The organism is Streptomyces luomodiensis (assembly GCF_031679605.1).
GTDB lineage: Bacteria > Actinomycetota > Actinomycetes > Streptomycetales > Streptomycetaceae > Streptomyces > Streptomyces luomodiensis.
Genome location: NZ_CP117522.1, coordinates 6,211,282 through 6,225,336, shown reverse-complemented (window position 1 = coordinate 6,225,336; position 14,055 = coordinate 6,211,282). Strand labels below are relative to the sequence as shown.

The 14,055-nt window shown below is 67.9% G+C and carries 13 protein-coding genes; 4 read left to right on the top strand and 9 right to left on the bottom strand.

Annotated features, from left to right (window positions below):
* Positions 1–111: 111 nt before the first annotated feature.
* Complete coding sequence (locus tag PS467_RS26220; protein ID WP_311037304.1) at positions 112–1,122, top strand: chitinase; 1,011 nt, start codon at positions 112–114, stop codon at positions 1,120–1,122.
* A gap of 124 nt (positions 1,123–1,246) precedes the next feature.
* Here the strand turns inward: PS467_RS26220 and PS467_RS26215 are convergent, their stop codons facing one another.
* Positions 1,247–2,104, bottom strand: a complete 858-nt coding sequence (locus PS467_RS26215; RefSeq protein ID WP_311037303.1) for a S1 family peptidase — start codon at positions 2,102–2,104, stop codon at positions 1,247–1,249.
* Positions 2,105–2,245: 141 nt separating this feature from the next.
* On the opposite strand from PS467_RS26215, the gene PS467_RS26210 reads away from it, so the two are divergent.
* The gene (locus PS467_RS26210; protein ID WP_311037302.1) at positions 2,246–3,598 is read left to right on the top strand and encodes a M14 family metallopeptidase; all 1,353 of its coding nucleotides are present in this window, start codon (positions 2,246–2,248) and stop codon (positions 3,596–3,598) included.
* A 168-nt stretch (positions 3,599–3,766) separates the two neighbouring features.
* On the opposite strand, the gene PS467_RS26205 is transcribed toward PS467_RS26210, so the two are convergent.
* The 7 genes from PS467_RS26205 to PS467_RS26175 form a co-directional block, all read right to left on the bottom strand.
* A complete protein-coding gene (locus PS467_RS26205) occupies positions 3,767–4,129 on the bottom strand; it encodes a hypothetical protein (RefSeq protein WP_311037301.1) in 363 nt (120 codons plus the stop codon).
* A gap of 9 nt (positions 4,130–4,138) precedes the next feature.
* On the bottom strand, positions 4,139–4,612 hold the full coding sequence (gene haaN, locus PS467_RS26200; RefSeq protein ID WP_311037300.1) for a cyclophane-containing RiPP N-acetyltransferase HaaN: 474 nt from the start codon (positions 4,610–4,612) through the stop codon (positions 4,139–4,141).
* 70 nt (positions 4,613–4,682) lie between these two features.
* Positions 4,683–5,843, bottom strand: a complete 1,161-nt coding sequence (locus tag PS467_RS26195) for an FxsB family cyclophane-forming radical SAM/SPASM peptide maturase (protein WP_311037299.1) — start codon at positions 5,841–5,843, stop codon at positions 4,683–4,685.
* 13 nt (positions 5,844–5,856) lie between these two features.
* Positions 5,857–6,048: a HaaA family cyclophane-containing RiPP peptide gene (gene haaA, locus PS467_RS26190; RefSeq protein WP_311037298.1), complete on the bottom strand. Its 192-nt coding sequence runs from the start codon at positions 6,046–6,048 to the stop codon at positions 5,857–5,859.
* A 127-nt stretch (positions 6,049–6,175) separates the two neighbouring features.
* Positions 6,176–8,959, bottom strand: coding sequence for a cyclophane-containing RiPP biosynthesis TPR protein HaaT (gene haaT, locus PS467_RS26185; RefSeq protein ID WP_311037297.1), 2,784 nt, complete (start codon positions 8,957–8,959; stop codon positions 6,176–6,178).
* Positions 8,960–9,363: 404 nt separating this feature from the next.
* A complete protein-coding gene (locus PS467_RS26180) occupies positions 9,364–9,567 on the bottom strand; it encodes a hypothetical protein (protein ID WP_311037296.1) in 204 nt (67 codons plus the stop codon).
* A gap of 44 nt (positions 9,568–9,611) precedes the next feature.
* Positions 9,612–9,956, bottom strand: a complete 345-nt coding sequence (locus PS467_RS26175) for a hypothetical protein (protein ID WP_311037295.1) — start codon at positions 9,954–9,956, stop codon at positions 9,612–9,614.
* Between the two features lie 241 nt (positions 9,957–10,197).
* On the opposite strand from PS467_RS26175, the gene PS467_RS26170 reads away from it, so the two are divergent.
* On the top strand, positions 10,198–11,019 hold the full coding sequence (locus tag PS467_RS26170; RefSeq protein WP_311037294.1) for a helix-turn-helix domain-containing protein: 822 nt from the start codon (positions 10,198–10,200) through the stop codon (positions 11,017–11,019).
* On the top strand, positions 11,006–11,233 hold the full coding sequence (locus tag PS467_RS26165) for a DUF397 domain-containing protein (protein ID WP_311037293.1): 228 nt from the start codon (positions 11,006–11,008) through the stop codon (positions 11,231–11,233). The genes PS467_RS26170 and PS467_RS26165 overlap by 14 nt, the downstream gene beginning before the upstream one ends.
* 66 nt (positions 11,234–11,299) lie before the next feature.
* Here PS467_RS26165 and PS467_RS26160 read toward each other — a convergent pair whose 3' ends face one another.
* The gene (locus PS467_RS26160) at positions 11,300–14,050 is read right to left on the bottom strand and encodes a bifunctional YncE/alkaline phosphatase family protein (RefSeq protein WP_311037292.1); all 2,751 of its coding nucleotides are present in this window, start codon (positions 14,048–14,050) and stop codon (positions 11,300–11,302) included.
* Between the last annotated feature and the right edge of the window lie 5 nt (positions 14,051–14,055).

Below are 14,055 nucleotides of genomic sequence, written 5' to 3'. Positions count from 1 at the left end.
GGGTTGACAACGGCATTGGTCTGGACCACCTTATACGCACGCCACAGGGGCCCCTGAACGCGCATTGGCAACACCACCCCCACACCTCTCCCCCCACATACGGAGGCTGTCGTGGTACGCGCACAGATCACCAAGCGGTTGCTCTCCGCCGCCGCGGTCGCCGCCCTCGCCGCCGGAGGGCTGATATCCGCCGGATCGGCCCACGCGTCCGAGGAGCAGCCCGCCGCCGGGCATGGCGCCGCCGCCGTCCCCGAGCACGCCGTCACCGGCTACTGGCAGAACTTCGACAACGGCGCGACGACCCAGAAGCTCTCGGACGTCCCGGACGACTACGACATCATCGCGGTCGCCTTCGCAGACGCCACCGGCACCCCCGGAGCGGTCGACTTCACCCTCGACCCCGCCACCGGCTACAGCGACGAGCAGCAGTTCAAGGACGACATCAAGGCCAAGCAGGCGGCCGGGAAGTCCGTGATCATCTCCGTCGGCGGTGAGAAGGGCACGATCTCGGTCAGCGACGACGCCTCCGCGGACGCCTTCGCCTCCTCCATCACCGGCCTGATGGACGAGTACGGGTTCGACGGCGTCGACATCGACCTGGAGAACGGCGTCAACTCCACCTACATGACCAAGGCCCTCAAGGCCGTCCACGACAAGAAGAGCGACGTCGTGGTCACCATGGCGCCGCAGACCATCGACATGCAGTCGGCGAACACCGAGTACTTCAAGACCGCCCTGGGCATCAAGGACTTCCTGACGGTGGTCAACATGCAGTACTACAACAGCGGCTCGATGCAGGGCTGTGACGGCCAGGTCTACTCCCAGGGCTCGGTCGACTTCCTCACCGCCCTCGCCTGTATCCAGCTCGAGAACGGCCTGGACCCGTCCCAGGTCGGCATCGGCGTCCCCGCCTCCACCAGCGGCGCCGGCTCCGGCTACGTCGAGCCGGGCGTGGTCAACGACGCCCTCGACTGCCTCGCCAAGGGCACCGGCTGCGGCAGCTTCAAGCCGTCCAAGACCTACCCCGGCATCCGCGGCGCGATGACCTGGTCCACCAACTGGGACGCGGCGAACGGGAACGCCTGGTCGAAGGCGGTCGGCGAGCACGTCCACGGCCTGTAGGAGACGGCCCGCCACGAGCAGAACGAATATCCGACGTACGCCGGTGCGCCCCGCTCACGGAATGCGGGGCGCACCGGCGTACGGGCGTTCAGATGTTCGGGTGTTCGGGGTGTTCAGGTAGGCGTCAGGGCTTGGGCAGCGCACACCCCGCCCGGTTCAGGTCGATCTTGTTGCCGGTGGTTACGCATGCGGGGATGCCGTAGGTCTCCTGGGCGTAGTTGATCCCCTGCCGCACCGTCACCGTTCCGCTCTCGTCGACCTCGCAGGGGTTGTTGAGGGTGCAGCGGCCGCCGTCCTCGTTGCCCGTGTTGTTCACGGCCACGACCTTGCCGGACGCCGGGTCGACCACGGGAGAGCCCGAGGTTCCGCCGATCGTGTTACAGGCGGAGGTGTAGCGGACCGAATCCTTCCAGGTCCACTCCCCTTCCTTAAGACGATAGGCGAATCCGTCGATATTGCAGGAGTAGATCCTCTTCCAGTAGCCGGAGACCACATTGATGGCGGAGCCCTGGGTCGGGTGGCTGTCCGACAGCTGGAGCGCCTTGATCCCGTACGTCGACTGGATCTGGGCGTATGTGGACGTCAGCTGGTACAGCGAGATGTCGGTGTCGGTCATCGTCGCGTACGCGATCTTGCTGGCCCGTACGGTGCCGGCGCTGCCGCCCGAGGCGGTCAGCAGGGTGAAGCTCCGGGTCGACGGCTGGTCGACGATCACTTCTCCCGCGCCCGGGAAGCCGCTCTCCAGACAGTGGCCGTTGGAGAGGACGAGCGCGGGGTCGGTGTCGGCCGAGCCCGGCATCCGGACGACGGAGCCGGAACAGTTGCTGAGCGCCACCGTGCCCGCGAAGTTCACGGCCTTCGGGGCCTTGGCGGTGGACGCGGCCGCGGGGGACGCGGCCGTCGCGGGTGCCGCGCCCGCGCCCACGAGGGTCGCGCCGCCCAGTAACAGGGCCGAGAGCGCACCGACGAGAGATCTGTGCATGCGGGGGGTTCCTTCCTCGATGGGAGGTGCCTCCGATGAGAGGTGCCTTCGGCTTCGACCATTTCCCACCCTTGCGCATGTCATGCGCATGGCCGAACACTGGCGCAGCAGTCGCTCGCCCTTGACCCCACAGGAGATGTCATGCGACGCCGCATCAGCGGTAGACGGGCCACCGCCCTCACCGCCTTGCTCACCCTCGCACTCGCCGCCCCCGTGGCAGCCCAGGCCGACGATCCGGCCGCGCGGCCCGACACCGGCCGCACCGCCCCCGCAGCGGCCGGAACCACCGACGAGACCGTGCGGCAGTACGAGGTCTCCGGCCCCGCCACCCCGGCCGCCCGCTCCGCCGTCGCCGCCACCGGAGTCTCCATCGACGAGGTGAACGCCCGCTCCCTGGTCGTCACCGCCGACGCGGCGCAGGCCACGCGGCTGCGCGCGCTCGGCCACCGGCTCACCGCGCTGCCGGGCCCGCCCGACCGCGGCGAGGGCCGGTCCGCGCGGCCCTTCGACTTCCCCTCGGCCGACGCGAAGTACCACAACTACGCCGAAGCCAACGCCGAGATCAACGCGGCGGTGGCCAAGTATCCGTCCATCCTCAGCAAACGCGTCATCGGAAAGTCGTACGAGGGCCGCGACATCGTCGCCCTGAAGATCAGCGACAACGTGGCCACCGACGAGAACGAGCCCGAGGTCCTCTTCACCGCCCATCAGCACGCGCGTGAGCACCTGACCGTGGAGATGGCCCTCTATCTGGTGCGGCAGTTCACCGAGGGCTACGGCAGCGACTCCCGGATCACCAAGGCGGTCGACGGCCGGGAGATCTGGATCGTCCCGGATGTGAACCCCGACGGCGGCGAGTACGACATCGCCACCGGCTCCTACCGCAGCTGGCGCAAGAACCGCCAGCCCAACTCCGGCTCCTCGTCCATCGGCACCGACCTCAACCGCAACTGGGCCTTCAAATGGGGCTGCTGCGGCGGCTCCTCCGGCTCCCCCGGCTCCGAGACCTACCGCGGCGCCCGCGCCGAGTCGGCCCCCGAGGTCAAGGTCGTCGCCGACTTCGCCCGCAGCCGGATCGTCGGCGGCAAGCAGCAGCTCAAGGCCGCGATCGACTTCCACACCTACAGCGAACTGGTGCTGTGGCCCTTCGGCTGGACGTACGACGAAACCACGACCGGCATGACGCGGGACGACTACGACGCCTTCGCGGCGGTCGGCAAGAAGATGGCGGCGAGCAACGGCTACACCCCCGAGCAGTCGAGCGAGCTGTACATCACCGACGGCGCGATCGACGACTGGCTGTGGGGCGACCAGAAGGTCTTCGCCTACACCTTCGAGATGTACCCGACCTCCTCCGGCGCCGGCGGCTTCTACCCGCCCGACGAGGTCATCGACCGCGAAACCGCCCGCAACCGCGACGCGGTGCTCCAACTCGTGGAGAACGCGGACTGCATGTACCGCTCGATCGGCAAGGAAGCGCAGTACTGCGCCTGAGCCGGGACCGCACGGCACGCGAGCGCCGCCCCGGCGGGAGACCGCCGGGGCGGCGCCTGGCGAAGGGCGCCCCGCGCCGGGGGGGTGTGGCGACGGTTCGGTACCTGGACAGTGCTCAGCGTGGTCATGGACGGCGAGGGACCGCGAGGCCGAGAGGTATGTGTCGGCTTAGGTGGCCGACAAGGTCGCCTCGCATTCCTCGCAGCGCCGGATCGCCCGGCGCGTGGTGTTGCCCTCTGACGCGATTGCCGGGTAGCTGCTGCACAAGCGGTCCCAGAGACCGGGGGGCGGGTCGGGGATCCATCCCCAGCGTGGCGCCTTCACGAACTCTTCGGATACGTGGGTACATGCTCCTGGCAGATGCGCATACCGCGTGGGTGAGATCAGGATGGTGTCCGCAGGGAAGCGGCGCCATTCCTGTCTCACCTGGGATGCGGGGCGTGCCTTGGGGATGGATCCGTCGGGTGGGCAGCAGCAGCCCAGCCCGATGATGTTCTCGCAGCGTTCGCAGCGCACTTCCTTGGTGGTCACACGCCATCCTCACGTCGTGCTGGTGTCAACCCGGTAGATGATTTTGCCGTCGAATTCGGCGAAGCCGAGGGATTTGTAGAAGGCGCGTGCACTCGGGTTGTCGTGGTCGGTCATCCACTCGACGCGGCTGCATCCGGGACGGGCGGCGGCGAGGGCCTGGAGTTCGTTCATGAGCCGTGCCCCGACGCCTTGCCTGCGCAGGGTGTCGCGGACGTAGAGCTCCTTGAGGAAGAGCGAGTGGGAGGAGCCTGCGGCCGGCCACAGAAACGAGTAGGCGGCGAGACCGGCAAGACCGCCGGCCTCATCCTCGACGAGGAGGGCGGAGGCCATGGGCGGTGAGCCGAAGAGCGCCTCTTCCACCTGGGACTGGCGCTCCGCGAGCGGCTGGATCCGCGTCGAGCCGTAGAAGCGCTCGATCTCCTCGATCAGCTCGGCCAGAGCCTGGATGTCCCGCCTGTCGGCGGGGCGGATCGTCACGCTCATCGGTATCTCCTGTCGTACATGATCGCTTCGCTCGATTGCTTGGAACGCGGACGCCGCCGTGGCGGCACGGCTAAGGGGGCGGAGCGGCTGGTGTGTGCGCACTCCAGCCGTGATGACTCAGGGAGTCCTGGACGTGCCGGATGAGGTATTGCAGGTCTGCGCAGTACACGGAGGGATTCCGGTAGCCTCGGTCGGTGCTGAAGCGATGGGGAAGGTAGCCTCCGCCGCACACCTCCACCAGCGGGCACTTCTGACACTGCTCAGCCAGCGCTGACCTGCCGATGTGTCGGTGCAGGAGCTTCGGATGACGCATGACCTCGTCGAAGGACTGGCGGAGGAGGTCGAGTCCCAGCCATGAGGCACCCTCCGCGACAGAGCGAAGGGTGTCCACGCCTTCAACCGTGCCGTTGGATTCGATGACGATGCTGGTGGGCGGGGCCAGACCGAGGGTTTCGACGGAGCCTCGCACGCCGGAGCTGAGTGCCACGATGTCCTCCAGCATCCGGATGGTGTGCTGGTACTCGGGTCGGGCCAGCCAGGCGTCGTAGACGCGGCTCATCCATCGCCCGTACTCGGGGACACTCGGGTCGTCGCGGTGCGGCGGGTTGTCGTGCGTTCCGTGCGGCAGGTTGAAGTCGATCACTGGGGGCTCGAACGACGCCAGGTAGTCGTGGACCTCAACCGGGTCATTGGCCAGGTCGACCACGGCAAGCAGGCCGGCGAACAACTGCGGCCGGGAGCGCAGTAATTCGATGCCTCGCACGGCTGAGGTGGCGCTCGACCGCGCGCTATGAGTCAACCGGTGCCGGTCATTCGCGGCCGGAGGCCCGTCGAGACTGACACCCACGACGACCCGGTACTGCTCGAAGAGGTCCAACCATGCCTTGGTCAGCAGGGTGCCGTTGGTCTGAAGCTCGAAGCGGACCGTCGTCTCCGCAGGAATGCCGCCCCGTACGGCGCTCAGCAGGTCTGCCATATGCCGCGGTCCGACAAGCAGCGGCTCTCCGCCGTGCAGGACGACATGGACGTCCCGCAGGCCGTGCACCATGGCGTGCTCGCCGATCCGCTGGGCCGCGGCCCGGGCCACGTCCAGACCCATCCGGGCGGGCAGATGCCGTGACGTCTGGTCCTTTGAATTGAAGACGTAACAGTAGTCACAGTCGATGTTGCACCGATTGGCGACCTTGAAGATGAATGTGCGCAGTGGGGCGTAGTCCTCGGACCCTGTCATCAAGCGAGCATGCTCACAGGGGTCGGGGCCAGATGAGCGAGGCCGCGTGGGTGCCATCGCCCGTGCGGTTGGTGGCGGCCTGCTCGGCTTCCAGACGTTGCCGTACGCGAGCAGCGACGCGAGCCAGGACCGGATTGCTCTGGGCGGCCTCCGGGGCGAACGATGCTGTGCCGTGCGGTGCGGGAACGGACGTGGGAGACGGCATCCAAACGCTCCTCGTGGCGGGGGCACCGGAGGCTGTCACGGTGCGATGGCGATTGAAATGGCAAGTCGGCTCAACGTAGCAGCCCCACCACTTACCGTGGCACGCGGAAACCGGCCACATGGCTGACTCACCGCGCTTGGGACGCCAACAGCTGCTCGATCTCGTCAGCCTTGTCTGTCACGCCCAACCGCCGGTACACAGTGGAGGCTTCGCGCAGCGACGGCTCAGCCTCAGCGTGCCCTGCGATCGCCCAGTCGCAGCGGCCGATGCCTTCCAACGCCCGGGCTTCCTCCAAGGGACAGCGGATGGCGCGGGCTAGATGCAGCGCCTGCTCGAAGTGGCCTCGTCCGGCTGAGGGGTCATCGTAGGCACGCAGCAGCATCCCCCAGTGGTTGCGAACCTCGGCCTCACCGCATCGGTCGCCCAGGCCATGCAGGATCTCCAGGCTGTGCTGGAACGCTTCCACCGCGCCATCGTGGTCTCGGACCAGTCCGCGGACCACACCCAGCTCGCTGAGCGCAGCGGCTTCGCCCCCGCGGCTGCCGAGATCACGGTATGTGCTGAGGGCCTCTTCCAGTAGTCGGCCCGCCTCCGCTTGGTTCCCGGACAAGCGCTCGAGCACCCCGAGATGACGGACGCTGTTGGCGCGACCGAAGCGGTCGCCGAGCTCGGTGTAGTGCTCCAGCGCCTGAGTGTGGTCCTGCCGTGCCCTGTCGAGATCACCAGTAAGCCGCCGCACCAGACCGAGTTCATTGAGGGCGTATGCCTGGTGGACTCGGTCGTCGAGCTCCCGGTACATGTCGAGCGCCTCGCGATGTCGCCGTGCGGCCAGCTCGTACTCACCCATGAGACAGTGCACGACGCCCAGATCACGTAGCGAATTCGCCTCACCATATCGATCGTTCAGCTCGCGGTAGATCGACAGGGCCTCCGTCTGCGCTTCCACGGAGGCATCGAACTGGCTCGTCTGCCGGCGCACCATGCCGAGGTCCGCGAGCGCGTTGGCCTGTCCGAATCGGTCTCCCACCGCGCGATAGAGAGCAAGGGCCTCGGTCTGAGCTCGGGTCGCCGCCTCGGTGTCGGCGGTCAGGTACCAGACGATGCCCGCCTGGTTCAGAGCGGCGGCCTTGCCCTGCCGATCGCCGACCGCCTCGTACTCCGCCACGGCCTCGTTCAGCGTCTCGGCCGCCTCGGAGTAGTCCGCCATGAAGCGCCGCACGACGCCCAGCTCGGCGAGCGCGCCGGCCAGGGCCTGCCGGTCGCCGGTCCGGCGGGCCGCGTCGGCCGCGGTCCGATGGAGCCCCACCGCTTGATCCCAGGGCCCGGCTTGCCGCAGATAGGGAGCCATTGCCGCAGCCAGGCGGATCACGAGTCCGTGCAGGTCGAGGCTGTTGGCCCGGCGGATACACGCCAAAATGTTGGGTCGTTCGTGCTCCAACCAGCCCAGAGCCGCGGCACGCGACTCCATAGGCGGCGTCTCCTCCCTCAGAGCATCGTCCGGGACAGAGGGCGCGACCGCTTCGGTGCGAACGATGTGCCTGTTCGCGTCCGAAAGAGCAGCCAGGTAGTACGTGCAGATCCGGGTAATGCTCTGAACGTCATCCATACTGACTCTCTCCCCGGTCGCGAGACCGTGGGCGTAGTCGCGTAAGAGGTCGTGGAGCTGGTATCGGCCACCCGGCTGCTCATCGATCAGGTGGTCGTCGTAGAGCGCGTCGAGATGGCGCCGCGCCTCCGCCACCGAAACCGAGCCCAGAGCGGCCCCGGCATACGCATCGAGATCCGTGCCAGGATAGTGACCGAGGATCCGGAAGAAGCGCTGCCGCTCCTGCGGGAGATCCCGGTAGGAAAGATCGAACGTCGCGGTCACCGCGCGCTCCCCGGCACGCAGCTCCCCGAGGCGGTCCCGCGCCGCCACCAACCGCTCCCGAAGGTCCTCAGCGCTCCAGGACGGATGATGCCGCAGCTTGGCCGCGAGCAGTGACACCCCCAGCGGCAGGTATCCGCACATCCGCACCAGGGCCCCGACGACGCTCCTGTCGAGGGAGTCAGTCGGCCGCCCGCTGAGCCGCACAAACAGGTCAATCGCATGATCGGGCAGCAGCGCCTCGACCGGAAGCACCACTTCCTCGTTCGCCGCCAGTCGCTTCCGGCTGGTCACCAGCACCAGACACCCGCCCCCACCAGGTAGCAGAGGCTCTAGCTGGCGATAGCTCGCCGCGTTGTCGAGGATGAGCAACGCCTTTTTGTCAGCCAGCCGGCTCCGCCACATGGCGGCCCGCGCCTGGGTGACCGCCCCCACGTCATCGCCCATGGGTATCTGCTGTGTCGGCACCCCGGTGGCCGCCAATAGGGAGGCCAGCGCCTCGGTCGCTTGCACCGGGCTCTGTCCTGGCGTGTGTCCATTCAGGTTCACGAAGAGCTGCCCGTCCGGAAACCGTTCCGAGAGGACATGCCCGGCATGCACCGCGAAAGTGGTCTTCCCGACCCCTGGCATGCCGTCGACCACATGAACCGGGAGGGCCTCACCGCTTTCCTGCCAGACCTGCACCGATCGCATCAGCGATGCCAACTCGGCGGTCCGATCGGTAAACGCCGCAGTGTCACGTGGCAGCGACCGCAACACCAGCGCGGCCCCTGGCGGCTCCGCCTCATTCCCCGGCCGAGGCGGCGGGTCAGCTGACGGTGTCGGCGCCTGGGTATCGGACAGCATGGCCAGTAGCGCGCTCCCGACGGCCATCACCACACCCAGCAGGACGAACGAGAACCACGCATGTTCCTGGAGCCACCCCAGCCAACCGGGCCATCGGGACTGGTCCGACACCGCGTTGGTCACAAGCCCCACGAGCATCGTCGTCACCGCGACACCGCCGGCCACGCCGGCGATCGCGATGCCCCGCCGCAGCCTCATGCCCGCGTCTCCGCAGGGCTGCCGGGACCCGTCGTACCCGCTCCACCGCTGTTGCCCCACAGCAGCGCACCCACAACCAACCTGACCACGAAAGCAACCCCCGAGTCCGACTCCTCGAACTCCAAGCCGACCAGCCATGGTGGTCGCAGGTCAAGGTCGCTCCTCGCCATCGAGCCTCTTGTCGCGGTCTTCTCAGTTTCCGCTGCATCAGGGTTCTACCGTGCGGCCAGCCTGCGGTGGATCCCTTCTTCGGGTGGAGGTCGACCGGCAGCCTCGGCCGCCGCCTGGACAGGCGACCGTGGGACAGCTCCGGAAGCGGACGCGCGTCACGCTTCCGGAGCCGCTGGGGCCGCATGCCCCCGCCGTCTCGGGGCGGCGGGGGCGATGGGCAGGCGGGCGGTTTTTCAGTAACGCTGTCGGCCGCCCGGGTAGCGGACAGGCTGACGGCACTCGGGCGCGTCGAGAGGAAGCGGCTGCCCGCCGAGCGCGTAGCACAGGGCCGCGTGCAGCGACTCCGCCTCCGCGGGGGTCAGCTCCAGCTCGGCGATCGCTTGATGCCGCCCGCCCCTGCTGATCTGGAGCGGCAACGCGAGTTCCCCACCGTTCACCCTGCGCAGGCCCCGGCCCGGAACGGGACCAATCCGCCAGTCGGTCACGACGACCCCGCAGCGCCGCCAGGCGACGTACTCACGTCCGGGCCGTCGCCTTCGTCGTACGAAGGCAGGCGGGCGCCCCTGCTTTCGGCCACCCGCAGCACATCGCGGAGCGCCTCGTACAGCCGGTCCGCGAGGAAGCGCAGTTCGCGCGCGTCTGCCTTGGGGTCGTCCAGCAGTGGCCGGGCGTGCTGGAGGAGTTTCGTCCCCATGGACACCTGCACGGCCTCGACCGCGTCCGCGCGTTGGTTCAGCGGGCTGTTCCCGTCGTCCGACGACAGGTAACACGGCTTGCCCTCGGGGTCCGTCCACGGCAGCAGGCGCAGCCCGGTCGTCGCGCTCATCCGGACGGCCGTAAGGCGAAAAGTGCACTCCCCCATGCGAACAGCCACCCGCTAGGTTCCTTCATGTTCATCAGCTCCATGTCGCTGGTGGGCCACGCCCTCGGGCCGGTGCACCCCGGTCGCGAGGGTCCTGCGTTTCTTCACGCTGTGTGGCGCTTTCCTCACAGAGTGGAGGGTGTTCTGGCTACGCTGCCAGGAGGGCGAGCCTGACAACGCACCCTTCAACTCGGGAGGTCAGCCCATGACGAGGGACCGAAGGCCACGCACCCCCAGGGAGAAGTACGGGGAGGAGCTGAGGCTGCGCCGCATAGCGGCCGAGCTGACGCAAGAGGCACTGAGTGAGCGGGTGGTGTGCTCCCCCACGCTGATCAGCCACTTCGAGGCGGGGCGCCGGTTGCCGAAGCCGGATGACGCGGCGCGGATCGATCAGGCGCTGGGGACGGACGGGTTCTTCGTGCGGTGGCTGGAGGACTTGGAGTCGAAGTATGCCGACCACTTCGCGGTCGTAGCCGAGCTGGAGCCGCACGCCACGGAGATCCAGCAGTACAGCATCTCCCTCGTCCCTGGTCTGCTGCAGACGGAGGCGTACGCTCGCGCAGTCTTCGAGGCGTACAGCCCCAATCATCGGGCTGACCTTGACGAGCGTGTTGTAAACCGCATGGCCCGTGCCCGAATCCTCGATGATCCGTTGAAGCCCGTGGTGTGGACGCTGCTGGACGAGGCGGTGCTACGGCGCCTTGTCGGCGGCCCGCAGGTGATGGCGGAGCAACTGCGCAGGATCGCCGACTTGGCCGAGGCGCGTCGGCTACGCCTGCACGTGCTGCCCTTCGCAGCAGGGGCGCATGCGCTCATGGAGAGCATGATGACCCTCATGACCTTCGAGGACGCCGCGCCAGTCGCCTACGTCGAAGGGTTTCGAGTCGGACACCTGATGGACGATCCGTCCCTGGTACGTGCGTGCCAGTCGGCCTACTCTCTTGCTCTCAGCGAGGCGGCGACGCGCCAGGAATCCCTGGCCCTGATCAGGGCCATAGCAGAGGAACACGAACATGGTCAGCAGTAAGCGCACCACCCGCAATGCCTCCGCACTCACGGGGTGGTTCAAGTCCAGCTACAGCGGAGGCAGCAACGGCGACTGCCTCGAAGTAGCCCGTGGCCACGCCGACATACCCGTCCGCGACAGCAAAAACCCCGACGGCCCGGCGCTCGTATTCGAGCCGTCCGCGTGGTCGGCGTTCGTCTCCGCCGTCAAGTGCGGGGAGTTCCCCAGCACCTGATCCGAAAATCACGGCCCCTGACCGGCGATGACGCCGGTCAGGGGCCGTCTGCTACGTGAGCCTGCGTCAGCCGTCGTTCTCCGCCGACGGGATGTAGGCGCCGGGCACGTCCTGAGGAGCGTAGATCTTCTTCTCACCCGGGTACGGCTTCGCCCAGTTGTGGGTCTCGTACCACGTGAAGTGGTTCATCTGGGCGGGGGGAGCGTAGTCCGGGACGGCGTGGGGGCCGGTCAGGCGCTGCTTCGACTTCCACTGGTCCCACTGGGCGGCGACGTCCTTCATGTCCGCCGGCACCGAGGGCGACGGCACGGCCGCCGCCTTCGTGCTCTGGGCCGCGGGGGTGTCCAGGCCGCAGGACGGCGGGGTCTTCACACCGGCGGTCAGCGAGGTCCGGTTGGGCAGCGCCTTGAACGGGGTGAAGTCCGGCTTCTGGGTGAACGCCTGGGCCATCGGGGTGGCCGCGGTGTCCTTCTGGTTCATCGGCTGGATGCCGAGGATCTGCTCGATGGTTCGCATCATGTTGATCTGCGAGTAGTAGTGGCTGTCCACCACGCCGTGCTTGGCCCAGGGGCTGATGATCTGGACCGGGGCGCGGTGGCCGTCGACGTGGTCGAGACCCGCCTGGGAGTCGTCCTCGACGACGAAGATCGCCGAGTCCTTCCAGTACTTGCTGTGCGAGATCTCGTCGACGATCTGGCCCACGGCGAGGTCGTTGTCCGCGACCTGGGAGGCGGCGCTCACTGGGCCACCGGTGTGGTCGCTGGAGAGCCAGAACATGTTCAGGTTCGCCGGACCGTTCTTCTCGAAGTCCTTCTTCCAGATCTGGGCCCGGTAGACGTCCGGGACGCTGGTGTCGAACTTCGGGTAGCCGGGCACCGACACGTCGTTGAGCGATGGGATCGGCGAGGTCGAGTTCAGCGGGTAGGCGGTGTCCTGACCGGTCGCCGCCATGTTCTTGCTGTCGCAGTACAGGTTCTGCCAGCTGGCGTCCGACGGCTTGGTCAGGAACTGCTGGAACTCACCGAAGTTCCGGACGGACTTGCCGGCCGCCTGCGCGCCGGTCCAGATGAAGCCGGTCTTCTGGTGGCCGAGGGCGTCGTCCTCGGTGTCGTAGCTGCGGGCGTACTCACCGGCCGAGGACTCGGTGTACTCCGGGTTGTCGGCCTGCATCAGCCAGTTGTGACCCTCGGCGGAGTTCGTGCCGATGTCGTACGTGTTGTCGTACAGGCCGAACTGCCGGGCCAGGGCGTGCTGGTTCGGCGTGACGTTCTCGCCGAACTCGGTCAGCGACGGGTCGCCGTTGCCCTGCGGCATGTCACCGAAGACCTGGTCGTAGGTCCGGTTCTCCTTGACGAGCAGGAAGACGTGCTTGATCGTCGAGGGGTCGCCGAGCTTGACCGGGACCGGCACCGGCTTGGCCGGGGTGCCGTCGGACTTCTTGAGCGACTCCCCGTTCCAGCCGTTCTGCTGGAAGACCTTGCCGGTGTAGGACTTGATCACACTGTCGTCGGGCAGCGTGAACTTCTGGAGGCTGGACGTCGTGTCGTGGGTGCGGTGCGCGCCGGTGGCCTTACGGCGGGCGTCGACGCCGCGGGTGTTGGAGACGTACACCTGGTTGCCGGAGGTGGTGATCTCCGAGGGGAAGTAGTCCGTGGGGAGCAGCCCGACGTAACCGACCGGCTCCTGCGCGGAGGTGTACTTGTAGACGGCCACCGCGTTGGCGCGGCCGAGGGTCACCAGCAGATGACCGTCGTCGGTGAGGGTCACCGCGGTGGGCTCGTAGCCCACCCGGGCCTTGGCCCAGGGCTGGGTGGAGATGGTCTGGACGACCTTGTCCTTCGCCGTGTCGATGACCGACACGTTGTTGTCGGCGGTGTTGGTGACGAACACCACGCCGTTCTTGGCGTACACGGCGGTCGGGTGCAGACCGACCTCGATGCCGGCGACCGCGGCGTCCTGGTGCGCCAGGTCAATGACGCTGACCGTGCCGCTGGTGGTGGCGGCGGTCTTCTGGTCGGCGAGGACCTGCGTGCCGTACGAGTTGATCGTGGGCTCGCCGGGCTTGGCCGGGCGACCGCCCTCGTTGCTCACGTAGAGCTTCTTCCCGACGACGACCATGCCGCGCGGGGCGTTGCCCACGTTCCAGCTCCGCTGGATGGTCCCGGTCGCGGCGTCGATGGCGACGACCCGGTTCTGGCCGTTGACCGCGGAGTACACGGTCTTGCCGTCGGCCGAGAACACGGCCGCGCCCACCAGGGCGTGCTTGGAGCCCTGCGCCGGGATGCCGACGGTCCGCGGGCTGGAGACGCCGCCGTCCGCGTTCACGGTGAACACGGTGTAGCCGTCCGGCTGGCCCAGCCACAGCTGCTTGCCGTCGGGCGAGTACGTCGGGCCTTCCTGGCCCACGTTGTTGCTGCTGATGCGGGGGTTCGACGATGCGGCGTTGCTGACGAGCGCTTGCGTCTTCCAGTTCTTCAGGTCCACGATGGCCAGGGCCGCGCCACCGTCGGTGACCGAGGCGGCCATGTGCGTGCCGTCCGGGCTGACCGTGGACGACATGATCTTGCCCTGGTCGATGACGAGACGGTCGCCGTACGGGGCGATGTACTGGTTGCTGGAGACGACCTGGCCGTTCTCGGTGACCTGACCGACCTGGTCCGTGCCGAACTGGTGGGTCTGCGCGAGCGCCGTACCGGTGGCCACGAGGGCGACGGCGGTGGTGCCCGCCGTCAACAGCGGTATCCGGCGCCCGATGCGTCTGCCGAGAAGGCTGATCCGGGCTTCCTCGGCGAGCTTGCGGCGACGAGTTACCTGCATGGGGT